25 protein-coding genes and 1 rRNA gene are annotated in these 26092 nt (G+C 44.9%); 18 read left to right on the top strand and 8 right to left on the bottom strand.

Features of this window, described 5'->3' with window-relative positions; all coding sequences use genetic code 11:
* Positions 1-19 precede the first annotated feature (19 nt).
* The 6 genes from ftsY (at position 20) to trmB (ending at position 4831) form a co-directional block, all read left to right on the top strand.
* Positions 20-1012 carry a signal recognition particle-docking protein FtsY gene (gene ftsY, locus ACI882_RS07570; protein ID WP_411744680.1) on the top strand — a complete coding sequence of 331 codons (993 nt, stop codon included), beginning with the start codon at positions 20-22 and terminating at the stop codon, positions 1010-1012.
* Positions 1009-1692, top strand: a complete 684-nt coding sequence (gene ftsE / locus ACI882_RS07565) for a cell division ATP-binding protein FtsE (protein WP_411744679.1) — start codon at positions 1009-1011, stop codon at positions 1690-1692. Before ftsY ends, ftsE begins: the two co-directional genes overlap by 4 nt.
* A complete protein-coding gene (gene ftsX, locus ACI882_RS07560; protein ID WP_411744678.1) occupies positions 1685-2650 on the top strand; it encodes a permease-like cell division protein FtsX in 966 nt (321 codons plus the stop codon). Before ftsE ends, ftsX begins: the two co-directional genes overlap by 8 nt.
* Before the next feature lie 148 nt (positions 2651-2798).
* Positions 2799-3671, top strand: coding sequence for an RNA polymerase sigma factor RpoH (gene rpoH, locus ACI882_RS07555; RefSeq protein WP_411744677.1), 873 nt, complete (start codon positions 2799-2801; stop codon positions 3669-3671).
* A gap of 79 nt (positions 3672-3750) precedes the next feature.
* Positions 3751-4119 (top strand): DUF423 domain-containing protein, encoded by a 369-nt coding sequence (locus ACI882_RS07550; RefSeq protein ID WP_411744676.1) that lies wholly within the window; start codon positions 3751-3753, stop codon positions 4117-4119.
* Between the two features lie 13 nt (positions 4120-4132).
* On the top strand, positions 4133-4831 hold the full coding sequence (gene trmB / locus ACI882_RS07545) for a tRNA (guanosine(46)-N7)-methyltransferase TrmB (protein WP_411744675.1): 699 nt from the start codon (positions 4133-4135) through the stop codon (positions 4829-4831).
* Positions 4832-4840: 9 nt separating this feature from the next.
* Here trmB and djlA read toward each other — a convergent pair whose 3' ends face one another.
* The gene (djlA, locus tag ACI882_RS07540; RefSeq protein ID WP_411744674.1) at positions 4841-5644 is read right to left on the bottom strand and encodes a co-chaperone DjlA; all 804 of its coding nucleotides are present in this window, start codon (positions 5642-5644) and stop codon (positions 4841-4843) included.
* A gap of 150 nt (positions 5645-5794) precedes the next feature.
* Between djlA and ACI882_RS07535 the strand changes: the two genes are divergently transcribed.
* From ACI882_RS07535 to ACI882_RS07515, 5 genes are read left to right on the top strand one after another with little or no spacing between them, the layout of a single operon-like run.
* Positions 5795-8269, top strand: coding sequence for an LPS-assembly protein LptD (locus ACI882_RS07535; protein WP_411744673.1), 2475 nt, complete (start codon positions 5795-5797; stop codon positions 8267-8269).
* Between the two features lie 17 nt (positions 8270-8286).
* Positions 8287-9504 (top strand): peptidylprolyl isomerase, encoded by a 1218-nt coding sequence (locus ACI882_RS07530; protein WP_411746259.1) that lies wholly within the window; start codon positions 8287-8289, stop codon positions 9502-9504.
* Positions 9501-10502, top strand: a complete 1002-nt coding sequence (gene pdxA, locus ACI882_RS07525) for a 4-hydroxythreonine-4-phosphate dehydrogenase PdxA (RefSeq protein WP_411745452.1) — start codon at positions 9501-9503, stop codon at positions 10500-10502. The genes ACI882_RS07530 and pdxA overlap by 4 nt, the downstream gene beginning before the upstream one ends.
* Positions 10495-11274 carry a 16S rRNA (adenine(1518)-N(6)/adenine(1519)-N(6))-dimethyltransferase RsmA gene (gene rsmA, locus ACI882_RS07520; protein WP_411745451.1) on the top strand — a complete coding sequence of 260 codons (780 nt, stop codon included), beginning with the start codon at positions 10495-10497 and terminating at the stop codon, positions 11272-11274. Before pdxA ends, rsmA begins: the two co-directional genes overlap by 8 nt.
* An 8-nt stretch (positions 11275-11282) precedes the next feature.
* A complete protein-coding gene (locus tag ACI882_RS07515; protein WP_411745450.1) occupies positions 11283-12107 on the top strand; it encodes a symmetrical bis(5'-nucleosyl)-tetraphosphatase in 825 nt (274 codons plus the stop codon).
* 7 nt (positions 12108-12114) lie between these two features.
* Here the strand turns inward: ACI882_RS07515 and ACI882_RS07510 are convergent, their stop codons facing one another.
* Together ACI882_RS07510 and ACI882_RS07505 are read right to left on the bottom strand one after the other, a co-directional pair.
* Complete coding sequence (locus tag ACI882_RS07510) at positions 12115-13350, bottom strand: flagellar assembly protein T N-terminal domain-containing protein (RefSeq protein WP_411745449.1); 1236 nt, start codon at positions 13348-13350, stop codon at positions 12115-12117.
* Positions 13351-13362: 12 nt separating this feature from the next.
* Positions 13363-13959, bottom strand: coding sequence for an LPP20 family lipoprotein (locus ACI882_RS07505; RefSeq protein ID WP_411745448.1), 597 nt, complete (start codon positions 13957-13959; stop codon positions 13363-13365).
* A 348-nt stretch (positions 13960-14307) separates the two neighbouring features.
* Between ACI882_RS07505 and traF the strand changes: the two genes are divergently transcribed.
* From traF to ACI882_RS07480, 5 genes are all read left to right on the top strand, one after another.
* Entirely contained in the window at positions 14308-16008 is a 1701-nt protein-coding gene (traF, locus tag ACI882_RS07500; RefSeq protein WP_411745447.1) for a conjugal transfer protein TraF, read from the top strand.
* Between the two features lie 258 nt (positions 16009-16266).
* Positions 16267-17202 (top strand): sulfurtransferase, encoded by a 936-nt coding sequence (locus ACI882_RS07495; RefSeq protein ID WP_411745446.1) that lies wholly within the window; start codon positions 16267-16269, stop codon positions 17200-17202.
* Between the two features lie 296 nt (positions 17203-17498).
* The gene (locus tag ACI882_RS07490; protein WP_411746934.1) at positions 17499-18713 is read left to right on the top strand and encodes a YeeE/YedE family protein; all 1215 of its coding nucleotides are present in this window, start codon (positions 17499-17501) and stop codon (positions 18711-18713) included.
* A gap of 10 nt (positions 18714-18723) precedes the next feature.
* Positions 18724-18915, top strand: a complete 192-nt coding sequence (locus ACI882_RS07485) for a hypothetical protein (protein ID WP_411745881.1) — start codon at positions 18724-18726, stop codon at positions 18913-18915.
* Between the two features lie 306 nt (positions 18916-19221).
* Positions 19222-20445, top strand: a complete 1224-nt coding sequence (locus tag ACI882_RS07480; protein WP_411745880.1) for a multifunctional CCA addition/repair protein — start codon at positions 19222-19224, stop codon at positions 20443-20445.
* On the opposite strand, the gene ACI882_RS07475 is transcribed toward ACI882_RS07480, so the two are convergent.
* Together ACI882_RS07475 and ACI882_RS07470 are read right to left on the bottom strand one after the other, a co-directional pair.
* Positions 20446-21048, bottom strand: coding sequence for a UbiX family flavin prenyltransferase (locus ACI882_RS07475; RefSeq protein ID WP_411745879.1), 603 nt, complete (start codon positions 21046-21048; stop codon positions 20446-20448).
* Between the two features lie 2 nt (positions 21049-21050).
* Positions 21051-21917: an acyl-CoA thioesterase gene (locus ACI882_RS07470; RefSeq protein WP_411745878.1), complete on the bottom strand. Its 867-nt coding sequence runs from the start codon at positions 21915-21917 to the stop codon at positions 21051-21053.
* A gap of 242 nt (positions 21918-22159) precedes the next feature.
* Between ACI882_RS07470 and ACI882_RS07465 the strand changes: the two genes are divergently transcribed.
* Positions 22160-22762, top strand: a complete 603-nt coding sequence (locus ACI882_RS07465) for a hypothetical protein (protein ID WP_411745877.1) — start codon at positions 22160-22162, stop codon at positions 22760-22762.
* Here the strand turns inward: ACI882_RS07465 and ACI882_RS07460 are convergent.
* Positions 22759-23346 carry an alpha-ketoglutarate-dependent dioxygenase AlkB family protein gene (locus ACI882_RS07460; RefSeq protein WP_411746933.1) on the bottom strand — a complete coding sequence of 196 codons (588 nt, stop codon included), beginning with the start codon at positions 23344-23346 and terminating at the stop codon, positions 22759-22761. The genes ACI882_RS07465 and ACI882_RS07460 overlap by 4 nt on opposite strands.
* Between ACI882_RS07460 and ACI882_RS07455 the strand changes: the two genes are divergently transcribed.
* Entirely contained in the window at positions 23345-23671 is a 327-nt protein-coding gene (locus ACI882_RS07455) for a hypothetical protein (protein WP_411746932.1), read from the top strand. The two genes, ACI882_RS07460 and ACI882_RS07455, sit on opposite strands and share 2 nt — an antisense overlap.
* Before the next feature lie 704 nt (positions 23672-24375).
* Here ACI882_RS07455 and ACI882_RS07450 read toward each other — a convergent pair.
* Both ACI882_RS07450 and rrf read right to left on the bottom strand, forming a co-directional pair.
* On the bottom strand, positions 24376-25305 hold the full coding sequence (locus tag ACI882_RS07450; protein WP_411748459.1) for an SRPBCC family protein: 930 nt from the start codon (positions 25303-25305) through the stop codon (positions 24376-24378).
* Between the two features lie 667 nt (positions 25306-25972).
* Positions 25973-26088 (bottom strand): 5S ribosomal RNA (gene rrf / locus ACI882_RS07445).
* Positions 26089-26092 lie beyond the last annotated feature (4 nt).

The raw sequence follows: 26092 nt of genomic DNA, 5'->3' as shown, positions 1-26092 counted from the left end.
AAACTGGCAAATACTTAAAATGTTCGGATTTTCAAAACGTAAAGACAAATCAGAGAAAACAACTGAAACTCAAACCGAGCCAAAAAGCTCTTGGTTTGACCGAGTTAAATCTGGATTAGGCAAAACTCGTCAGCAGTTTTCAAGTGGCATGGCGACCGCCTTGCTTGGTAAAAAATCACTCGATGAAGATACCCTTGAAGAGCTAGAAACACTGCTTTTATCGTCCGATGTGGGCATTGAAGCCACTCAAGCTATTTTAGATGACCTTGTTGAGCGTGTTAGCCGTAAAGAATTGAAAGATTCCGAGGCGCTTATGCAAGCCTTACACGATACCTTAGCAGAGCAACTGCAAGTCGTTGAAGCACCGCTTGTGATCGAAAAATCTGACAAACCCTTTGTAATTTTAGTGGTCGGCGTAAATGGCGTTGGTAAAACCACCACCATTGGAAAAATGACCAAGCACTTTAAAGCCCAAGGCCACTCAGTAATGCTAGCCGCTGGCGATACTTTCCGCGCGGCAGCAGTAGAACAATTGCAAACTTGGGGTGAGCGCAACGACGTACCGGTCATTGCACAGCATACTGGCGCTGACAGTGCATCCGTAATTTATGATGCAGTCCAAGCAGCGACCTCGCGTAATTTTGACGTTGTTATCGCCGATACCGCGGGCCGCTTACACAACAAAGACAACCTAATGGCAGAACTTGAAAAAGTACTGCGTGTCATGAAGAAAATTGATGACACCGCTCCGCACGAAGTTCTATTAGTTTTAGATGCCGCCACCGGCCAAAATGCCGTCAGCCAAGCAGAAAATTTCACCAAAGTCGCACCATTAACAGGGTTAGTTCTAACTAAGCTCGATGGCACCGCAAAGGGCGGCGTCATTTTCGCACTGGCAAAAAAACTAGGGCTCCCGGTTCGCTTCATTGGCGTTGGCGAACAGGCGGAAGACTTAAATACCTTTACTGCATCTGAGTTTGTCGATGCCTTGCTGGGTTCCGATACCGAATGATCAACTTTGACCAAGTCAGTAAACGCTATGACGGCGGCTTTGAAGCCCTATCAAGTGTCAGTTGCCACCTCGCAAGAGGTGAAATGGCCTTTTTAACCGGGCACTCTGGTGCAGGTAAAAGCACATTCTTAAAGTTATTAACTGCGGTAGAGAAACCTTCCTCGGGCCAAATCCGGGTTGATGGCCAGCAACTTAACACCTTATCGAACCGAGACATTGCGTTTTTTAGACGCAAAATAGGCGTCGTTCACCAAGACCACCAGCTTATTATGGATCAAAGCGTATTCACCAATGTAGCGCAACCGCTGCTCATTGCCGGTGAAGCCCCGAATGACGTTAAACGTCGTGTTCGCGCAGCCCTTGATAAAGTCGGCTTGTTAAGCAAAGAAAAGTTCAACCCCGTGCAGCTTTCTGGTGGTGAACAACAGCGTGTCGGTATTGCTCGTGCGGTTGTTAAAAAGCCAGACCTTATTTTAGCCGATGAACCCACCGGTAACTTAGACCCCGAGTTATCTCGTGACATTATGAGTTTGTTCCGCCAATTTAATGAAATTGGTACCACCGTCCTGATCGCCAGCCATGATTTAGGCTTGATTGCCCGACTTGATTACCGAGTGCTGTCTTTAAGTCAAGGTAAGCTTTTAGCTGCTCCGTTCCTGCAAGGAGCAACCCATGGCTAAACGCAAAGCCGCAACCAACAGACGCCGCAACAGAGCACCATCAATAGATTATAAATCTTGGTTTCGACATCATAAGCAATGCGCCATAGATTCACTGTTACGTTTGGTGAAGCACCCTATTTCTTCTGCATTAACTTGGTTAGTTATTGCCATTGCCATCATGCTTCCAACTCTTTTTTATGTTGCTTTTCATGCGGTAAATTTATCGACCCAAGCCTGGCAAGCTGGCGGCCAAATAACGCTCTACTTATCCGATGACACCACCAAAGCCGAAGGCTTACAGCTCAGCGCTGAGCTAGCTGATCGACCCGAAATTGAACTCAGCCAGTTTATTGGTAAAGACCAAGCTTGGTCAGAATTTCGTCAAACGCTCACTCTCAGTAATGAACTGGTCGATTTCGATAACCCGCTTCCAGCAAGCATCGTATTGATACCCACACAGCAAGATGCCGTCGAACTAGAAGCCATGATTCTAACCCTGCAAGGCTTGGCGCACGTAGACAACATTCAAATAGACCTAGATTGGATCAACCGGCTTAACCAACTTTTATCTCTGGCCGAAAAAGTAGTGCAGCTATTGGGCGCCATTTTAGCGATTGCGGTGATATTGATTGTCGGCAATACCATTCGGTTGAGTATCGAATCTCGCAAAGACGAGATTATTATCATTAAACTGCTTGGCGCGACCGATGCCTATATAAAACGCCCCTTTATCTATCTCGGCTTTTGGTACGGTTTAATTGGCGGTATTGCAGCTTGGTTGCTGATCACGACCATCAGCCTAAGCATTCACCCAGTGTTAGACTCTTTCTTAAGCAGTTATGGTATTTCTGCCCAGTCCATTTGGCTAAAAGGCACCGATATCATATTGTTACTTCTGGCCTCTATACTGATCAGCCTATTAGGGGCGAGAATAGCCTTATGGCGTCATTTACGAGACATAGAAAATGCCCGTTAAGGTTTTATTTGATTATTGGGCCGATCTAAACACACTATTGCAACGTATATGTCTCTAAGATGTAAAACTGGGTTTTCTTTCATAGCCCAGCTGACCTATAATGGTTAATCGCGTAACTTTCACACTAACTCCCAGGAGGATCATCTGAGTGAAACTTAACAACACAGTACCGGCACTGGTTTTAGACACCTTGTCACCAGGCCAGAACCTTGAAGCGTATATTTCAACTGTCAACAGCTTCGAGTTACTGACTGCCGAGGAAGAAAAAGAATTAGCAGAGCGTCTATATTATGATGAACACTTAGAATCTGCCCGTCGTTTGGTGCTTTCTCACCTACGATTTGTTGTGCACATCGCAAAAAGCTATTCAGGTTACGGCCTAAATCAGGGTGACCTAATCCAAGAAGGCAACGTAGGCCTAATGAAGGCAGTGCGTCGTTTTAACCCAGAAGTGGGTGTGCGCTTAGTTAGTTTTGCCGTGCATTGGATTAAAGCAGAAATACATGAGTTTATTCTTCGTAACTGGCGCATCGTTAAAATCGCCACCACCAAAGCCCAACGTAAGTTATTCTTTAACCTACGCAGTTCAAAAAAACGCTTAGGCTGGTTAAACGACAAAGAAGCTCAAGACATTGCCGATACCCTTGGGGTACCGAAAAAAACCGTTTATGACATGGAAGGCCGACTCACCTCCGGCGACCCAACATTCGATGGTATGCAAGACGATGAGGATGATGGCGTAGCTTTTCACCCATCTGATTACTTGATGAACAACGCTGACGACCCTGCCCTCACGGTTGAGAACGCCAACTATACCGATGATGCAAACGAGCAATTATTCGCTGCATTAGCAGATTTAGACGATCGTTCAAAAGACATTATCAAACAGCGTTGGTTAAGTGACGAGAAAGCCACTCTGCATGAACTGGCCGATAAATACGGTGTTTCTGCAGAGCGTATTCGTCAATTAGAAAAGAACGCAATGAATAAAGTTAAAAAGGTTATGTCGGTCGAGTTCTAAGACTGCTTAACGACATTAAAAAGCCGCTTCGTGCGGCTTTTTTTTGGCTATAATAACGGCTTAGGAGGCGGCTACACTTATGAATCGATTTGCTTTAACTGCGGGGGCATTAATGTGTGCTGTTGCCGTTGCTTTCGGTGCCTTTGGGGCTCATGCCATTGCCGATACAGTTAGCCCTGCCCGTTTAGAAACGTGGCAAACTGCCAGTCGATACCTAATGTTTCACGGCCTAGCGCTGTTAATACTTACATCATTAGCTATTAATTTAACGGTTTCTTTTAAGCCCGCGGTTTTGCTAATGTTTGCCGGTAGCATCATTTTTAGCAGTGCATTGTATTTACTGGTGATACTCAATTTAAGCTGGCTTGGGGCTATTGCGCCTATAGGTGGCGTACTCATGATATCGGGCTGGATCACCGCCGCCGCTATCTTATTTAAACGTTCATAAGCAGAGAGATCTAATGACAGACCAAGATCAACCCATCCAACGCAAGATCCGTAGTTTCGTGATGCGGGCAGCACGCATGACCGATGGCCAGAAAAAAAGCCTAGATGATAACTGGGCAAAATATGGCTTAACCCTAGCCGATGGTCATTTAGATCTAGCGAGCACATTTAATCGTGCGTCAGATGTGGTATTGGAAATTGGCTTTGGCATGGGCGATTCCTTTGTTGATATGGCCATCGCCGCACCAGAAAAAGATTTTATCGGTATTGAAGTGCACTTGCCGGGTATCGGCCGAATGCTCAATAGAACCGAAAAAGAACAGGTGCCTAACATTCGTTGCTACAAAGAAGACGCGGTCGAAATTTTACAGCAATGCATCGCAGATGGTTCACTAGCGACGGTTCAACTGTTTTTCCCTGATCCTTGGCATAAAAAGCGTCACAATAAACGCCGTATTGTTCAGCCTGAGTTTGCTCAACTGGTCCGTCAAAAGCTTAAAGTAGGTGGCATATTCCACATGGCTACCGATTGGGAAAACTACGCCGAGCATATGTTTGAGGTGATGGAAGCTGCCGAAGGCTATGAAAATAGCAGCGGAAAAGGTAACTACACCGAAGGCCGGCCAGCACACCGACCGGTGACCAAGTTCGAAAAACGCGGCCAAAAGTTAGGTCACGGAGTTTGGGATCTTATTTACCAAAAGCAAAGCTAAGTAACATACTTAGCTTTTGCGCGCTTTACGGACTTGCTCATAGGCCAATTGTATTTCTTGTGTTTTCTCTTTAGCTATCGACATCATTTCCTCTGGTAAGCCTTTTGCAACCAGCTTATCAGGGTGATGCTGGCTCATTAATCGACGGTAAGCCTTTTTCAGCTCAGCTTCAGAGGCGTTGGAGCTTACACCCAGTATTTGATAGGCGCTTTCTATTTGATGCTGAGTAGAGCGGTTTTGCTGGCGCTGCTGACCCTCAGAAAAATGCATTTGAGCACGAATACGCTGATGTATTATTTCAAACTGAATCCGGTTAATACCCAAGTAATTACTGATGGTTTGCAAAACATTGCGCTCATTAACCGTTAATTGACCATCGGAGTAGGCAACTTGCAATTGTACTTCTAAAAATATTTGCGCCAACGTCACGCGCCGACCAATGACATCGGCTAAATCTGTCAAAATAGTCTCGATAGAAAACTCTGCCGATTTGCCTTCATTGAACAGGCTCATCGCTTCTAAGCGCTGATTCTCATTTAGCCCCATTCTAGCCATTACATGTCGAGCAATTTCAATTTCTTTTTCGCTCACTCGACCATCGGCCTTAGCGACCTTGCCCATTACCGAGAAAGTAGCTTGAAAGAAGGTCGTTTGCAGCACACCCTTAGAAGCACCTGATAAATCACCTTGCGCTCGTTTTGCTTGCGTTTTATCGAACGCATTACCTAATAATACGCCCAAGGCCAGCCCTACCGGCCCGCCAAAATACAAGCCCAATGCCGCGCCGATTAATTTTCCTGTCCAATTTAACATAAACCCTATACTCACTTTACAACTCGAAAGGTCAATTCAACTTAGATTAGCTGGCCAACTGACATTTTACTAACGGATTACCCTTTAAAACTGTGCGCCTGCTCCATAATTCGATAGAATCGACGCTTTAAATCAGACAACCCAATAACGTTGAAATTACACTATCGAGCCTTGGCCGTCGCGATCACATCTTACACCACCGTTAGCTACGCAGAAACAGTGGTCGACATAGATTGGGTCGAAATGAACAATTTACCTGCGCAGGAGTCGCGTTACATCGCTCCCTACTGCACAGGCGGTTTTGTGGCGCCTGAATTAAGTGTAGAGCCAACAACTCGAGTGTTTTACGACCGTGCCGATACTCAAAACGACGGCACCGGTGTATTTTACGGCGATGTCTCTTTAACCGGTGAGAATTTATCAGCACAGTCCGATCAGCTCAGCTATGACCGAAGCACAGAATTGGCATCGTTAACCGGTTCTGCTTTAATTCGCTTCCCCGGCTTTGCACTCTCAAGTGACCAAGCCGAAGTGAGCACATTAGATAACCACGCCAATGCAGACCAAACGAATTTCGTCATCCACGATAACGATATGCATGGCTCTGCCGCTTACATGAGCCGAGACGAAGCCTACACTTTTGCAAAAAACGTCAAGTTAACTCGTTGCGCTCCCACCGATAATGCTTGGTCTTTGAAATCGTCAAGTATGACCATCGACAACGAAAAACGCTATGCCAAGGCTTGGCACACACAGCTTCGCGTTCAAGGCATTCCTGTTTTTTACTGGCCTTACGTGAGTTTTCCACTAGATGATCAGCGTTTTACGGGCTTTTTAACGCCGACGTTCGGCTTTGCTGAAAACGATCAGTTTTTAAGCGAATTGCGCTTACCCTTTTATATTAATTTAGCGCCTAATTACGACGACACTCTGACGTTCCACTATTTAGGCAACCAAGGCTCTTTATTCGATAACGAATTCCGGTTTTTAACGCCTAACCACAATGGTGTTAACAGCTTCGCGTTTCTAGCCATACCGGCCGAGGAAATCACTGCCGGACAAGAAGACCCTAATCGCTGGAACATTCAACACCGTCAATCGGGTAAGTTCAACTCAACCACGGGTTACAACTTCACCACCAACTGGGTCAGTGATGTGAACTATGAACAAGCTTTCGCTGCAAAGACGGAGGCCACGCATGAACAAACCTTTAATGCCAAAATAACCAATCAGGCAGGAAAATTTAAGAATACGCTAGCCTTAGATTATGTTCAGCCTGTAGCCGACAGTGCCCCGAACACCTACTTATTTAAAAAGTATCACTCAACTGTAGGGACCCAATTCGATGCTTGGCAAACCAGTCTCTATGGCGAGTTTCATACGTTATACGATGCGCAAGACCGCCCAGCCACCGCGGCAAAATACGAACTTAAAAGACAACCTGAACTCAATGTCAATCATCGTACTAACTGGTTCGACAGTTTCACAACCAAAGAGCAAGTTCGTCTGGCGTATTTTGACCGTAACTTAACTGACGAATTAAAAAGCACTTTAACCAGCTCCGACGTTTGGCTTAACAATTCAACCCAGCGCATGCACGGTCAAGTTGAATTAAGTAAACCCTTTATTGAACGCTGGGGTTATTTCAAACCGAGTGTTACCGGCTACTACACAGGCTACCAAACCTCGAACGAATTATTTAATGACTTCCCGACGTCCGATGCGGCCACAGCAGATGCTTATACGGACCGGGCACTTTGGAGCGCTACTTTTGACCAAGGCTTAACATTTGAAAGCCAAGGCACTAACATCAACACCACCTTATCGCCAAGGTTGCATTACACCTATACGCCTTTTGCTGAGCAAAACAATGCAGTATTAGAAACAACCGAAGCAAGTGATTATGCCCTGTTCCAAACCACTCGTTTTGACAGTATTGATCGTCTTGGTGATATCAATCGATTATCCACTAGTATTTCAAGCAAGTTTGCCACGGCCGCTGATGATCGAGCTTTCGCAACACTGAGTCTCGCAAAAGGCGTTAAACTAAGCCAAGAACGCATTACCTTAACCGACCCTCTAACTCCAGAGGACACTGCTGCAGAGTTTTCGCCTTGGCAAGTGAGTGCCAGTTTTACACCCAGCGACGCATTTAAACTAACGACGCGATGGGACTTTGGCCACGATGATTTAGAGCTTGGAGATTACAGCGTCAATGCGAGTTATCAGCCCGAAGACAAAGTATTTACTAGCTTAAATGCGACACAAGAAGGTTTTGAACGTGAGATTGGTTTTGCAAGTTACTTTCCTGTTCGACCCAACATAGCCTTAATCGGGTATGCTATTGCAGAAAATAATGAACAAGAATTTAGTGTCGAAAATTATAAATTTAAAGAGTTCGTCTATGGCATAGATTACGACAGCTGCTGCTGGAGTGTTCGTTTAGCAGGTTACAATACTGCGGTGGAAGATGATCAAAGCGATACCTTCTTCCCTCTAGAAACAAATAAAGGCGTGTATTTTGAATTCACTCTTAAAGGTATAGGTGCAAGCTTTGGCACCATTGAAGATTTTTTAACTAATTTAAATATCGGTTATTCCGGTAAAATGTTTAATTACAAATAGGTTCACTGGCATACAACATGAAACAGACTCTGATTAATTACTGCTTCGCCCCGATGATCGTATTGGCTAGCGCCCTTTCCGGTGCACAAGAACTCGATCGAATTCGAGCCATCGCGAACGATGATATTGTCACTCAAGTCGAGCTAACCGCTCGCGTTGACAACGTTAAAGGCCAATATCGCGCAAACCCACAAATTTTACCCGCCCAAGAAATACTTGAAAAACAAGTTCTCGACCAACTGATTTTAGAGTCGTTGCAATCTCAGGTAGCCGACAAGATGAATTTGGCAATACCTCAATCCAACATCGACAGCGCAATCAATACCATTGCTCAACGCCAAAATTTAACCACCGAAGAATTACAACAAGCAGTAGTTCAACAAGGCCAAACAGTGGCTTCATTCCGACAGCAAATTCAACGCGAGCTGTTACTCAATGAAGTTCACCGACGCTCTGTTGCGCGCTCTGTCTATGTATCGGAAGCAGAAATTGAACGCTTTATTGCCAGTCAAGCGGGGCAATCGTTACAAGAAATTGAATACCAGTTATTTTATCGTCAATTCCCGGTTGCAGAGTTAGCAGAAGCTCAAGCACTAGTCGCCAAGCTCAACGATGGCCAGTCGCTTAAATTAGACCCTAACGCTCAAGATTTAGGCTTGCGTAAATTAGAAACTATTCCGACCGTTTTCAAAACTATTGTGCCGGTACTCGCGGAACAAGAAGCCATTTTAATTGAAACAGACAATGCCATACACCTTGGCCAGCTCGTTGATAAAACCGAAACCAAACAAATTGACATTACAGAATATGATATACGACATATCCTAATTAAAACCGATGCATTGCTAGATGAGGCTTCGGCTAGATCAGCCATCGAGAATATTCGTACCCAGATTATCGACGGTGCCGATATGGCCAAACTCGCCGATGATTTTAGTGACGATACCGGTACACGAGGTCGAGGTGGCAGCTTAGGCTGGGCTACCTTGGATACCTATGTTGGCGAATTTTCTAATGCCGCAGCCGCTGTTAAAGTCAATGAAATATCGGACGTCATACAAACCCAATTCGGATTCCATATTTTACGCGTTGAAGGCACTCGTACTCGTAACGTAGGCTTAGATGTCTTACGGAATCAAATTCGCAATCAATTACAAAATCTGCGTTTCCAAGATGCCATTCAACGCTGGCAGGCAGAATTACTCGCAGAATCTTATATAGAGTACCGACCATGATAAGACCGTTAGCGCTCACCCCAGGTGAGCCTGCTGGTATCGGCCCGGACGTTGTATTGCAGCTTGTCGATAAAGGCACCGATGAGTTATTTGTTGTTTTTGCGTCGATGCAATTAATGGCAGACCGCGCCACTGAGTTAGGCTTAGCAACTAAGTTAGTGAGTGTCGGTAAAGAAGACTTCGCAAATTTAAAGCCGGCACCAAAAGCCACGCTTTATGTTTATGACATCCCGTTAAAAGCGCCTTGCACCAGCGGCACCTTAACTATTGAAAATGCAGCTTATGTCTTGCAAACGCTTGATGCCGCCATAGAGTTTGCTCAGCAAAATATTGTCTCAGGCATTGTTACTGGGCCTGTACATAAAGGCGTTATCAATGACGCAGGCTTAGCCTTTACTGGCCACACCGAATATTTGCGGGACGCTTGCCAAGTCGAGGACGTGGTTATGATGCTCGCCACCGAAGGCTTACGTGTTGCACTAGTTACAACCCACCTGCCACTAAAAGATGTACCCGCTGCCATTACTCCAGAGAAGTTGCATACCACTATCGCAATTCTCTACGCAGCATTGCAACAAGATTTTGGTTGTGCTGCGCCAAACATATTAGTCACGGGCTTAAACCCTCATGCAGGTGAAGATGGTCATTTAGGAAGAGAAGAACTCGATACTATTATTCCAGCACTTGATAAGCTCAGAGCCTTGAATATAAACCTAACCGGGCCATTACCGGCAGACACCTTATTTCAGCCACACTATTTAGATAAAGCCGATGCGGTTTTAGCCATGTACCACGACCAAGGCTTACCCGTTTTAAAATACAAAGGTTTTGGTAACGCGGTCAACATTACTCTCGGCCTGCCCTTTATTCGCACCTCTGTCGATCACGGCACCGCTTTTGATTTAGCCGGCACAGGCAAAGCTAACACAGGGTCACTCATTACTGCCTTAACCACGGCGCACACTATGGCTATGCACCGGGAGCAACGTTATGCATAAAGCTCGTAAAAGATTTGGACAAAACTTCCTTCATGACTCACATGTCATTGATAAAATTATTGCGTGTATTGCACCTAAGCCTGATCAACATCTAATTGAAATTGGACCTGGCCGAGGCGCAATCACCGAGCCATTGTTAGCCGCTACTGATGGTGTGCTAGATGTTATTGAACTTGACCGCGATTTAATTCCAATTTTACGTACGCAATTTTTTAATGCCAAAGCACTGACCATTCACGAAGCCGATGCTATGCAATTTGATTTTGCATCGCTGCATAACGATGACCGTCCGCTTCGTCTTGTTGGCAACCTGCCTTACAATATTTCAACACCACTAATGTTTCATCTACTGAGCTACGCACCCATTATTTCTGACATGCACTTTATGTTGCAAAAAGAAGTGGTTGAACGACTCTGTGCAGTACCCGGTGAAAAAGCCTATGGCCGTCTCGGTATTATGATGCAGTACCAGTGCCAAACTCGATACTTGTTTACCGTACCGCCTGGGTCATTTGACCCAGCACCAAAAGTAGACTCAGCGATTGTTCGCTTGATACCGCACAAAGAAATAAAACATAAAGCAAAAAACTTCGCGACCTTTGAGCAGGTTGTTAAAGCCGCATTCGCGCAACGTCGTAAAACACTGCGCAACAACCTCAAAGGGATGGTGACTGAAGAGCAGCTAGTGTCTATTGATGTTGATCCAGGAGCACGTGCAGAAACACTGAGCATTAAAACCTTCGTCGACATCGCAAACGTTATCAGCGATTAAGAAAACGAATGGCTTTGTACGCAGTTGGCGACTTACAAGGTTGCCTCAACCCACTCAAAATGTTGCTGGATCATGTCAATTTTGATCCAGCACAAGATCACCTATGGCTCACCGGTGACCTAGTTAATCGTGGGCCAGACTCTGCGGGTACCTTAAGGTTTGTGCGAGAGCTTGGACAAAGTGCGTCAACGGTATTGGGCAACCATGACCTGCATTTATTAGCCATACACGCGGGGGTAAAAACCACCAACAGCAAAGATATATTAACCACCTTAGCAGCAGCCAATATCGATCAAGACTTGCAGTGGTTAAGTCAGCAACCACTATTAATACAAGACCCTCAGCGCAAGCTCATCATGACCCATGCAGGCATACCACCTTGCTGGTCAGATCAGCAGGCTATTGAACTGGCAGCCCAAGCTGAAAGCATTTTAAAAGTTGAAACAACGCGTTTAGATTTCTTTGAACAGATGTATGGCAATAATCCTGATACCTGGCAAGAAGCACTCACCGGCAACGATCGCATTCGCTACATCATTAATGCCTTTACACGCATGCGTTTTTGCGCATCAAACGGCCAGTTGAATTTTTCTCATAGCGGAGCAGCTAATGATGCACCCGATAACATGCAGCCTTGGTTTCATTGGCAGAAACGCCGGCAACATACGTTAGTATTTGGGCATTGGGCGGCGCTTATGGGCGTCACCCAATCAGATGATTACTTAGCCTTAGATACTGGCTATGTATGGGGGAACTATATGACTATGATGAACTTAGACAGCGGCGAACGCACGCACTGTGACAGCAATGGTCTGGTTTTTTATCAAGTTTAGCAACCCGCTACCAGGCCATCACGATATCATCCATTTGTAGATTCAAACGGTCAGTATCAATCGGTAAATCGGCAACGGCATAGTAAGGTTGTACCTGCTTTACCTCTGCAACTAAACGAGTATCGGATATCTGCCAAAAGCTCTCACCTTGTCGATCAAATTTTTGACTGGTGCGATAAACCGATAAGAAGTCTCCTGGGCGTAGCCCACTTTCAGCACCGCTCGAAATATATATACGCTTACCACTTACTTGAGCAATGGTTGCCATAAACGGCTGGCATTGAATAGTTTTTTGCAGATCAGTAACGGCCTGATCTAACATGTCACGAACTTCGCCGCCAAAGTCTGTCGAAAAGAACTTAGCAGTGCCGAAGCCCACCTGCGCATTATTTTTTTCATTCCAAATGCCGTAGGTACGGTAACGAGTTTGAAAAACAAGCGCGCCTGAGTAACCATCGTGGACAAAAACATCAAGAACAAAATGGCGAGTACGAGCGGCTTTGGTAATGCCAACTTTTTTAAGCCATTGATCCCAATTACTAGCACGCGGCGCATCTGGATTTTCCATAGCGATATCACGAATAACACCCGATACCACAAACTGCACACCTAAATCTTTTGCCGCAGTAACCGCACGGGTCAAGGTCATCCGCGGAGAAATTTGTGTGGGTGCACTGGCGTTGTTTGGGTAAAGCGTCATGTAATTTGCATTGAGTACACGCAAACCATTGAGACCGCTTAAATCATTCACTAACAAAGCAGCAAGCGAACGATCGACAGAACCTAGGTGCCCTAGCGAAGCATGCTCAGGATGTTCCATAGAAAAACCTGTTACAGCCACTGATTTTCTAAACTGGTTTGCCATTACGTTGGCACACATTTCTTGCGGGTCAACCTTGGCTAAAATAGAAACCTGATACAAATCGCCTTCACGCGATTCACTCATAATTTGCACATCAGACACTTTAGCGGTACTGCTGATTCGTAAGTAATCGACGGTTAAGTTACCGTTCTCCATGATCTGTGTACTTTGAATATTAGATGCCCCTTGAAATGAGGCGTTTTCAATTGCGTTGCGTAAGGCACGCAAGCGAGCACTGTTTTCATCATTGTACTCAACCGGCGCAAAACCTTGTGCATCGACTAAACGTAAATTAGGCATCGGAGTGTCTGCTGCCACACCTACAACCACTGAGACCAGCAAAGTGACCACGAAACGAATTGTCATTTTAAAATCAATCACTTTGCTCTCCTCTTATTCGATGAAATATAAACCAGAACCAGATGACTCAACGCCTTGCGCTGACATGCTGCTACGCGACAAAGAATTTAGATCGTGTAAGGCACTCGATGCGCAACTTGTGTTTTGCCGACCATTATTCTGGCTATCTAAACAATTTCGGAAGCCTTCATCAATGATCATTTCAACCATGGTTTCATAGCTACCATCGGGCAAGGCATCTTGGTAAATCACGTTCGCGCCTAAAATACTAGCATCAACAAAGGTACGATATTGATCGCTTTGAACGACTAAGTTCTCAACTGTAGAGTTACCGATAATTTGCGTACCATAAACACGTTCCGCCAATGTCCGGTAAGCATCTAACTTAGAAGCACGCATAGCCAACAAACGTTTTTGAACTTCTGTCAGGCCACGTGTCGTTGGGTTAATGGCACCGTACCCGGTTACTCGCAACACCATTGGCTCCATTGGCGGAAGCTTTTCGTTAATCTGCTTAACGTTAGAGACAATTTCATCTACTTTCTTTTGTTTACTGTTAAACGGCCATACACTGCAACTGGTTGTAAAAACCACGATAAAGGCCATTAATATAAGATTCCGAACAGTCATAGGTCACTCCACTGCGATGCCGCTGAATTGCTGCTTTGACTTGTGTATCGGCGTAGCTGAAGAAAGCCTTAGGCAAAACTTCAAATTTCTTTTATAAAATACTCACGGTAGAGGCAGCTTTTTTGTCATGTTTTTTGATATGAAAATAGCGCCTCGCCAGCTAAACGACTAATAGTTTCAAAAAAATCGTCAATTGTCCGTCATTCAGGCACAATTGAAGACAATATCATCACTTGACCCTTTTTATTTGAGCTGCACAAGGTTAATAATTACTTACTGAACTGTGCTGTATCGCAATTATTGGTCTAAGCTACGGTAAATATAGTGAAAACCCAATTAGGAAAATCTATGAAAAAAACACTTCTAGCTGTAGCTGTTGCTATTTCAGGTACCGCAATTGCGACACCGTTTAACGGTAACGATGCACAATCTAACGCCATGGGTAATACCGGCGTTGCTTCTTCTGAAGTACAAAATGCGATCGCTTTCAATCCAGCTCTATTAGCTGATCAGTATGATGGTGTTGGCTTTGGTATGACTTTGCCTAGTGTTAAGTTTTATATTGATGATTCTAAGGGATTAATAGCCAGTGGAACTGCGTTCACTGAGGAAGGTGGGACGTGGGATCAGTTTCAGACAATCGATTCTGATGCATTACAAACTGCTGTTAGTGCAATTACTCCTACAATGACAGCAATTGCTACAGATATTAATAATGTAGGTATAGCAGTTACAGACTTAGAGAATGCCGGCGATGAAGCAACAGCGCAAACTGCAATCGACGACCTTAATACCGCGTCAACCAGTCTATCAAATAACTCAGCAAGCCTTGATACTGATGTTGCAACTGTAAACCTTCAAATGGGGAATTTGAATAGAACTACGGAATCGGCTCAAGATGATTTAGAAGGGTTCTCTGGAAAACCTCTCCAACTAGGTTTAGGGCTCGATATTCTAAATCTAGCACTTCCCAGTGAAACACTAGGAATGGCCCTCAGTATTTCAAGCGGCACAACTATTGGTGCGTCATTGAATGTGGCGTCAAATGATTTAGACCCCGTTATTGATTTGTCTGCAGATTTAACAGGGTTTTCAGCGGAAGCAACCAATTTAACTTCTGCTGTGAATGCTCTTGCTGCGGCCAATGCTGATATGACAGCTTACTTCGATTCACGCCCTAATGCCGATACGAACCCTGTGGAATATAATACATGGGCTAATGGTTTAGATGCAAAAGAGCAAGCCATCGTTGATGCACAAGGAGATGTGAACGCAGCTCAAGCCAATTTATCTGGTTACAACGGGGCAAATGGCACGATCACTAATGGTGAGTTGACTATTAGTACAAGCAGTGACCCTGAATCTGAAATCGAATTCGTCGGTGCAAACATCACTGAAGTCAGTATTGCCGCAGCCCGTCGCTTTGTCGTGGCCGGTGAAGACATCGCATTCGGTGTAACCCCTAAACTCCAATCAATTAATATTTTCGAAAAAACCATTGCTCTTGCCAACGCAGAAGATGAAATGGACTTAATGTCTGCTGACCCTAGCGGCTATTTTTTGAACAACACCACCTCATTAATGCGTGTTAACGTTGACTTTGGTGCAGCCAAAACTTGGGACTTCCACGGTAAAGTGCGGGCAGGCGTTGCGTTAAAAGACTTAATCCCTTGGACACTTGAAAGTAAGGCTGGCACAGAGCTTTTGATTCGGCCTAAACTGCGTGTTGGTGCGGCGCACGAAACTAAGTTTACTAAAGTAGCCGTAGATTTAGATATTACCGAAAATAAGCCGTTAAAATACGGCGTTCCAACTCGTTACTTCGGAATCGGTGCTGAGTTAAATGCTTGGGGCCATGCAGCATTACGTGCTGGTTATCGTGCAAACTTAAGTGTTGAAGACAGCAGCGTTGTATCGGGCGGTATTGGTATTACACCATTTGGTGTCGGCCTTGAAGTGAGCGCCTGGGCCAAACCAGCCTCTTTCGATGACTGGGCAACGGTCATTCAAGATGCAGGTGCCGTCGTTGAGCTTTCAATGAACTTCTAGTTCAGCGGCTCAAAATCAAAAGCATTAACATAAAGCCAGAATCTGAACGATAGCCAAAGTAACGAAACTTTAGTGCATCGCAAAGATTCTGGCTTTGTTACATCTACCATCAACAGATACAAGCTCAGCTAAATTATGGCCTCGACCCACCCATCCATATATCTAGAAAGAATAACCAGATTAATATTAAGTATTTCTTGTTCTAATTAATCAAAGTTACAATCCAGCCACTTTTGAATTAAAACTGGAGATGCTTTGATGTTGTTACGAACTGCTTTTATAACTACTGCTCTATCTTTCGCTTCAAGCCTGACGATGGCATTTACGCCTTTAGTCAGTGCTGATTGGTTAAACAATGAACTTTCAAACAAATCCGTTACGGTACTGGATATTCGTGATGCCAAAGCCTTCGAAGAAGCCCATGTACCTGGTTCAGTATTCCAAGCTTACGGTAGCTGGCGTGCCGAGCGTGAAGGTGTCACGGGCAACTTACCAGAACTGACCGTTTTGGCCGACATGATTGGTAAGCTAGGTATCGATAATACTCAGCACGTAGTTATTGTACCACCAGGTGAAAATTCATCAGACTTTGGCAGTGCAGCCCGCGTTTACTGGACCTTTAAAGTACTCGGCCATGATTCAGTCAGCATTCTTAATGGTGGCTATAAGGGTTGGGTACAGCAAGGTTACGATGTAGCCAATACGCCAAACAGCCCTATTCCAGCTCAATTTGAGGTTAACTTCCAAGAGCAATATCTTGCGACCACAGAAGATGTTGCCGCAACTTTGAAGAATGATGATGTACAGTTTGTCGATGCTCGGCCAACTGATTTCTTTAATGGCCAAACCAAAGCCGGCCCAGCAAGAGTCGCAGGTACGCTACCTGGCGCAATAAATTTAACCGAGGCTAGCTTAGTCGATACGAATGACGGAGTAGCGTATTTCCTAACTAAAGACCGAATTCGTCAACTAGCCGAAGATGCAAGTCTAAAACTAGACGCCGGTCGAACAGTGACTTTCTGTAACACAGGCCACTGGGCAGCAACTGACTGGTTTGCACTATCTGAAATTGCAGGCTTACCTAACGTGGCAATGTACGATGGCTCGATGACCGCATGGACACAAGACCCTGATCGCCCTGTTCAAACTGAGCGTCGTGGTTTAGGTAAGTTGTTGGGGGTTTTTGGGGGTTAAAACGGTTTTTGGCTGCGGGCTTCGGGCTGCGGGTTTAAGAGCTTAAAACCTGCACCAAACTGTAGCCTTGGCAGCAAATTGCTCTGGCTCGGGAATCTGAGGCATGGATGCCGAAGCTTAGCGGCGCAGGGATGCGCGAACAGCGACCTAGACAGAGTGAATTGATGTCAAGGCGGTTTTTGGCTTCGGGCTTCGAGCTGCGGGTTTAAAAGCTTAAAAACTGCGCCAGCTGCAAGTAAGCGATTAAAGGCGGTTTTACCGTTTATTCACATAACTTCATTTCGAGAGCATTTTAAATGACTACGTCTAATAATCAGGTGACTCAAGAGACTGCTGTTAAGCCTCTTAAAGTCGATCGTTTTATTATTACTATCTCACTGCTTGGCATGGCTGTGCTTGGTAGTTTAATTGCGCTGGAAACTGCGCCATTTCTTGTCGGGCTGTTTTTTGTCGGGGCTGTACTTGGTATTGCTTTGTATCATGGCGCGTTTGGTTTCACGGCTGGCTGGCGCAACTGGGTCGTTAGTGGTAACGGCACGGGAATGCGTGCTCAGTTGTTTTTATTGGGCCTAGCCTGTTTGTTAATTGTGCCCGTGATCTCTGGCGGCATAGAAGGCACAGCCGGAACGATTGCGCCTGTCGGCGTATCACTAATACTCGGCTCATTTATATTTGGCTTCGGCATGCAGTTAGGCGGAGGCTGTGGATCGGGTACATTATTTACCGTCGGTGCGGGCAACTTACGCATGGTTTTAACGTTAACCTTTTTTATCATCGGTTCGGTCATTGGTACCGTTCACCTACCTTTCTGGCTCGACGCGCCGGGCACCGACCCTATTCAACTGACAACCAGTCTTGGGCCATGGGGCGCAATCGCCGTGCAATGGGCAGTGCTTGCTGGCTTGTGGCTTATTGTCGGTCGTCGTGAAAAACGCCTAACAGGTAAAACCAGTCATGGCTTACTAGAACGCGACCGTTCAGTTTCTGTTTTTAGAACCCTAGTAACCGGACGCTGGCCATTCTTGTGGGCAGCCGTCATTCTTGCAATTGGTAACTTACTAACGGTGATTCTCAGCGGAACGCCTTGGGGCGTTACCTTTGCCTTTGCACTTTGGGGCGCAAAAATTGCTCAGTTTGTCGGTATTGATATGACCCAGGTTGAATTCTGGACTTGGGATTATGGTGCTCTTGCATTGAAAGACTCGCTGTTGGTGAACGTACCTTCTGTTATGAACTTTGGTCTCTTGCTCGGTGCGATGCTCGCAGCTGGCTTAGCCAACAAGTACAACGCAGGCAGTCAAAACCCGCTAGTCTTTCGCTCTGTATTAGCCGCTATTGTTGGTGGCACCTTAATGGGCTACGGCGCTCGACTAGGTTTCGGATGCAACATTGGCGCGATGTTCTCAGGCATTGCATCAGCCAGTGTACATGGCTGGATATGGTTTGCGTCAGCATTCGTTGGTTCATTGCTAGGCATAAAAGCACGACCATTTTTTGGTTTAGGCAATTAAGGAGTATTGCATGACACAAATGTATAAACGCTGGCGTGTAGGCGCGATTATGGTCGCCATTCTAGTTGTGGTTTTGGCTGATCATCTACGTAGCCCAACTTTTGCGTTCAATATGGGCCAAGGAGGGCAAACAACTTTGATGCAAAGAGATTTAGGCGCTTGCGCACCTTGTGGCGCACCTTGTCCTTCTGAGCGAAAATAACCACCTGTACTCGCTCTAATTTCAAAGAGGCCAGCCTCACATAAGGCCACTACTGTCCCATAGTGTAGAAGCGGCCCATTGCTTGGAATTCGGGTGTTTGAAACATGGATGTTTCAAGCAAGCCCCCATGGACGGGTCTATGGCGACCGAAATTTCAAGCTGTGGGCCGCTGAACCTTGCGCATACTCTTAAATATTTTTGGGAGAGCTGGACACATAAGGCGTCCTTTTAATTAACCACAACGCCTTCGCATAGCCCACCCGACTAGACTATACTTATACCAATACTTACTAACTGCTGAGAACTATGCAAACTTTCCTCGTTGGTGGCGCAATCAGAGATGAGCTGCTTGGTATCCCCATCAAAGATAAAGATTGGGTTGTAGTCGGCGCCTCGCCTGACGATTTAAAGCGTCAAGGTTACACTCAAGTAGGCGATGACTTCCCTGTTTTTTTACACCCAAAAACAAAACAAGAATATGCCCTTGCCCGGACCGAACGAAAATCTGGCCATGGTTATACTGGGTTTCAAGTCGCATTTGATCCTTCCGTGACTTTAGAAGAAGACTTACTAAGACGTGATTTAACGGTTAATGCCATCGCAAAGTCAGATGAGGGTCAGTATGTTGATCCGTATGGTGGCCTTGATGATATTAACAACAAAATACTTCGCCATGTTTCTCCGGCATTTAGTGAAGACCCTTTGCGCGTATTACGTGTAGCACGATTTGCTGCTCGTTTAAAACCACTTGGCTTTTCCATTGCAGATGAAACCATGGAGCTTATGGCTAACATGGTAAAAAGTGGTGAACTAGAACACCTGGTACCAGAACGAGTTTGGCAAGAAATGTCGCGAGCTTTGCAAGCTGATGTTCCTAGTGAGTTTTTCAACGTTTTGAGACGATGCAATGCACTAAAAGTTGTCTTTCCTGAATTAGATAGGCTCTTTGGTGTGCCACAAACGATGCGCTGGCACCCTGAGGTAGATACCGGAATCCACACCTTAAAAGCACTCGACATTTGCCGTTTATTAACAAATAAAATAGATCTGTTATTTGCGACGCTGTGCCATGATTTGGGTAAAGGGTTAACACCCACTGATATTTTGCCTTCTCACCATGGTCATGAAGGCAAGGGCGCTAACCTAATTAAAAAAATAGCAAAGCAATATAAATGGCCAACAAAAGCAACCTTGTTAGCTGAGCGAGTCGCTCGATTTCATACTCATAGCCATAACATCAAGAACTTAAAGCCGAGTACTATCGTCTCGCTGCTTAAATCACTTGGCGGTTTTCAACAACCTGAAAATGTTGAGCACTTTTCAATGGTTTGTGAAGCTGATTTCAGAGGCCGATCGGGCTTTGAGCAACATACTTACTATCAGGGTCAGATTCTACAGGAGTGTTTAAAGCTAGCTTCGCAGGTCACGGCACAGATGTTTATTGAGCAAGGGGTTGAAGGTAAAAAATTAGGTGACGCAATAGATCTTGAGCGTGCAAAGCGTATCAAGATCTACATAGCAACACTTTAGTTAGCCTCGTCCCCAAGGGGCGAGTAATTCTTGCTTGATTCCAGCGGCTTTCAAAATTCTTGCGACAATAAAGTCGATCAAATCTTCGATGCTTTTAGGCTGATGATAAAAACCTGGACTCGCAGGTAGAATAAGCGCGCCAGCCTGTTTCAGTGTCAGCATATTCTTTAAATGTATTTCACTTAAAGGAGTTTCACGCGGCACAATAATTAGTTTATTACTTTCTTTAAGGGCAACATCTGCAGCACGCTCAATTAGGTTATCACACTGTCCTGTTGCAATGGCTGCCATTGACCCCATTGAACATGGACAAATAATCATTGTTTCAGGTGCACCAGAACCACTGGCAACCGGGCTAGACCAGTCTTCTTTACCATAGACATGAAGCTGGCCTTTAGTCGATAGCGTTTCACGAATATGCTGCTTCATTTTATCGTGATTTGAAGGCCAAGGCGTATTATCTTCTTGGGCCAACACCATTAGCGCGGCTTTAGAAACCAGAAGGTGAACTGTCACCTGCTTGTCTAACAGTACCTGGAGCAATCTCTTAGCATAAGGGGCTCCCGAAGCCCCAGTTATGGCTAGCGTTATCTCAATTGACATAACTATTGCTCGCCTTCATTGTATCGCAGCATACCTTCTTGCGTGGTACTGGCAACAAGGTGGCCTTCTCTATCAAATATTTGACCACGTACAAAGCCTCTTGCTCCTCCAGTTGTAGGGGAGTCAGCAACATAAAGCAGCCAATCATCCAAACGGAATGGACGGTGAAACCAAATTGCGTGATCTAAACTTGCAATGGTTAAGTTTGGGCTGACAACCGATATACCATGAGGCATTAGCGCGGTCTCTAAGAACCCGTAATCCGTGGTATAAGCCAGCATAGATTGATGAACTATCGGGTCGTCAGGCAATGGCGCGGTAGAGCGGATCCACATGTGCCGTTTAGCAATACCGTGACGCGGGCGAAATGGGTTTTGAGCTTCAACAATACGATATTCAATTGGACGATCTGTAGTAAATTGTGCGCGAACACGCTCAGGAATTTCTTCGGCATGGGCACGAAATATCTTAAGTTCAGGCTCAAGCAAATCGGGGCCGGGTACGTTTGGCATTGCTACTTGATGAGTAATACCTTCTTCTTCGATTTGAAAAGATGCCGTCAACGCTAATATTGGCTTATCAAACTGGCTCGCTATGACTCGTCGCACACTAAATGAACGGCCATCACGTACACACTCAACTTGATAATCAATAGGGTGATGAACATCACCAGGGCGCAAAAAATAAGCATGTAAAGAATGAACTGTTTTATCAGTTAATGTTTGGCTCGCAGCGGATATAGCTTGGCCAATGACATGACCACCATACAGCTTAGGATAGCCCAAATCTTGTGACGAGCCCCGAAAGCGATTTTCACCTAAAGACTCTAATTTCAGTAACTCGATCAGGTTAGTTACTACATCGGACATTAGTTCTCACCCATAAATAATTTGTGAGTATTTTAGCCTAAGCCAAGCAGAGTTACTGCGTCTTTTTGACGTTGAGAGCCAATAGGACAATAATTTGCACCCTTTTATCAATATATTGGCGTTTTTCATGGAAATAAGGTCAAAAACCAAACGGCATCACAATAATAAGTATTCTTTTCAAACAATAGTGTTATAGCGACCGATTAAGGCTATATTAAAAGTGTGTTGCAATGGAGTTACCTATGACCTCAGCGTCGAACCCACAAACTGCCAATAACGACCTAGTCTGGAGTTTAGATAACTTCTCACAGAGAGATATGGCCAAAAGCTTTGTATCGCGCTTTGAATCACGACTTTGCGTTTACTCCCCCTCTGTGGAACAAATTTATACCAACTATACGCTCAACTTTCCATCGACTGAATCTGGAAAAATGGTGGTATTGCCCAACCCTTACGCTTTTCATGACACATTCCATAATATTTCCCAAAATGCCGTCAGAGATACAGGGCTCTTTATTGTGCCTGGCTCTTTGATCGGAAAAAGTGGTCTTTATATTATTGTGAAATACAAAAACAGCAATGTAAGGCCTGTACCACTACCTATACGACATGCGCTGAAAAAAATGGTACGTACCGGACAAGACAACGACCCGTTTTTACCTATTCTTATTAAAGGCGACTTACGCGAGTTTGATACAGACATACCCTGCCTACATCTTCACCGCTTAAAGCTATCTGAATTAGACTTGCGTTCCAACTTTGAAAAGGAAAACATCAAAAAGGCTATTTTCGACAAGATGTCTTCGTTATACCGCGACGCGGATGAAATATCTGAAGGCCTTTAACTCTTAACACACCTAAAAGTACAACTGATTCTGGGTTGCTTTACCTTCATTCGCTTTGGAATTGCGTGCTGCCAATTCTGTTGTGTTTCTTTTGACATTACTAATAATGAGCCATGCGCTAAGTCGATTGCGTGCTTTTTCGATTTCTCAGATTTGTGCCTTAATTGTAAGGTTCGGCTTTCACCCAAAGATAAGATAACTATTGTAGGGTCTACTCCTAACTCTGGCTCGTTATCACTGTGCCAGCCCATAGACTGTTGCCCATCGGCATAATAATTTAATAATGCGCTATTGGCTTGCCAACCAAAGTGACGGTTAATTAATTTAGGTAGCTTTATTAAGCCCTCTGGCCAGCCATTGGCGATGTAAGTATGGCCGCTGTATCGATAAGCGATGCCTTTTTCACCTACCCATGCTTCTTTTCTGGGTATGGTGTGCTGAGTTCCAAACAAAGTTATTTCACGATATTTCCAATCAATCTCTTGCAGTAACTTTTCAAAGCAAGCATCTGCATTATCGAGCCAATCTGAGTATACTTCGACACAAGATAGGCCATCATCAATTAATGTTATAGGTTTGCTCATGTCTACCAACGCACAAAGTGCAGAAAAATGGTTAAAAGAATCATCACCCAGTGATGCTCAAGTCGAAGAAATGATTCAAAAATTAGAAACACGTATCGACAATTGGCAAGGTGACGATGATGACATTCAAGGCTCGATTGAAGCGGTTGATGCGTTGAATGCTCACTTACTGACTAAGAATCAACCCATCGCGTCTGAATCTATCAACGCTACGCTCGACTCAGGTGCATTAATCCCTGATACCCAGCCCGTAGAGTTGGCTGAAGATATTAAGCTAGAAACCTTCGCCGCATTGAAAGCGCAACTTGATAAGCGTTCTGACTGATCACTCAAGTTTCCTAGTAAAGTATTATCTAAAGCTACCCTGTGTCTAGTATATAGGTACTTTTCGGAAACTTGTGTCTTTTTCATTTCGACTACCTTACATTTCCCTTCGATTCAGGCCGAAGCTAGTTTGCTTCAAAATGTTTGAATAGTAAGGGAGTAGTACGCCAAGGATGGCATGTTTAAAGGATTAAACTTACAGGATTTCTAATAAGGATATTAGGACAAGGAGGTACATAAATGGCGGGCCATCTACTTGGTCCGCCATTTTTTTGCTTCATATGTTAACTGACATTGATTGGCTGTGAACGCATCATCGGATTCTACTGTGGCAATGGTTCGCCTCATTGGCGAGGTTGGCTTGGGTTCTACGATGGCTTTGGTCGCCTCATTGGTGGGGTTGGCTTGATCGGTCGCTATTCGCGCATCCTGCGCCGCTAAACTTCGGCATCCATGGCTCAGATATCTGCTCAACCCAACCCCACCAACAAGGCTTTTACGTAGCCACCCTCAACATCGAGTTCACGTAGGAGCCTGCGGAGACGCGATTGGGTTTAATTTTGTATTTCGCTTGAGGCTTGCAGCTCAACCATCGTCTCTCCGCTGCGCTGCGAAAACTCCTATAGGTGTTGTTTTCAGGAGTGTGTCGAGTAGGTTGGGTTGTACACCAATCACGCTTTCTCGATTGAACTGGCAAAGGTAAAACTATTTTGCAAACAACACGATTTCTGTTTCTAAATGCTCAGTCGAAACCTCATGAGGATTATTGAGGTAAGCTTCGAACCCCGCCGGCATTTTCTTAATTTTAACTTTATTGTGTCTTGCTGAGAACATTGCATAAGACCAGGCGTTACCAATAAATTGATAATCACCTACATGCTTAACAACATAGGTTTTTGATTCTGCTATCGAATCGCAAATAAAGGGCGCTTCCACTGCGACTGGGTTCTCAACAGGGAATAGGTTCCTTACTTTACAGATAGAGGTTTCCATATCCATACTTTCATACAAGGTGATAGGAGCTCCTACTGCGCTTATGTTTTTCTCTTTGAAGTGTGTGTAAATTTTTTCATAGTCAGAACTAATAAGATCACCCAACTCATTAATTGTAGCTTCACTAGCTAAAGCTACATAGTGCATCTTTGCTTGCTGCCGCTCCCCGATCAGTTCCATCTTGCTAGCGATACTACCCGCCTCAAGTAAACTTTTGAGCATTTTTAAGCCTCGAACATAATCCATACTTAACGTCTGTTCGAGCATCTTTTTCATAAAAAACAAAAAGAACGGTAATTTAGCATCAAGTAACCAGGTTACCTTACTGCCGTCACCTTCTGGACCAATTTTAAAAGTCGCCGTCGCGAATGACTTAAAAGGTTTAATAAATTGAAGATCAATTACGAGCTGCTTATCAGACTTCTCCTTAAGCGTCATCTTACCTTCACCCGTTAAATCACCTTGCCAATGATAACCAGCGCCAACCTCACCCTGAGTACCTTGATAAGTCACAGGGCAATTCGGCTCCATAACCAACCAAGGCGACCAAGTAGGCCAAGACGTAAAGTCACTAAGGTACTCAACCAATTCAGCAGGTTGTTTTTTTATAAAAATGGATTCTTCAACATGATAGGCAGGCATTACGAACTCCTTCAATTTTATGTAACACTGAAACAGCGCAAACTGCCTCAATAGATCGCTTTTTTTATTATTAGATAAACGACTATATGAAATTCACTATAGCAGATATAGCTATGAGCGGTCGCTGTGCTGATACCTTTTGGCTAGACCTTTTCTAGCTTAGGGCACTTTCTGGGGCTGTGGTCGCCTCATTGGTGGGGTTGCTTGAGCGGTCGCTGTTCGCGCATCCTGCGCCGCTTAGCTTCGGCATCCATGCTTCAGATTCCCACTCAACCCAACCCCGCCAACAAGGTTATTACGTAACCACCCTCAATAACCTGTTCACGTAGGAGCGCTCGGAGCTTGCGGAGACGCGAGTTTTTTAGGGTGCTTGTCGTTGACCGTTCCAACACTTTATGTCGGCAACCGCTTTACAACTTATCCTGTCGCAGACCCTCAGCAAAACAGGCTTCGGCAAATCATGTTCAATGTTAATGCTTTTTAACCGGACTTTTGGCTTCGAGTTACAGCTATCGCGTCTTCGCTTTGCTACGATCGCTCCTACAGGTTGCCTTGCTACAGCCATCTTTTGACCCTACCCGCAGCTCGAAGCCCGTAGCCATCTGTTAAAAACCCCAGACAGCAAAAAGCCCGCTAGGATAACCTAACGGGCTTTTCTTTTTTAAGAGCTTGACGATGACCTACTCTCACATGGGGAGACCCCACACTACCATCGGCGATACGTCGTTTCACTGCTGAGTTCGGTATGGGATCAGGTGGTTCCAACGCTCTATGGTCGTCAAGCAAA

The organism is Reinekea sp. (genome assembly GCF_046710285.1).
Taxonomy (GTDB): Bacteria; Pseudomonadota; Gammaproteobacteria; order Pseudomonadales; family Natronospirillaceae; genus Reinekea.
Note: the sequence above shows the minus strand (reverse complement) of the source record. Positions and strands in the feature narration are given on the sequence as shown.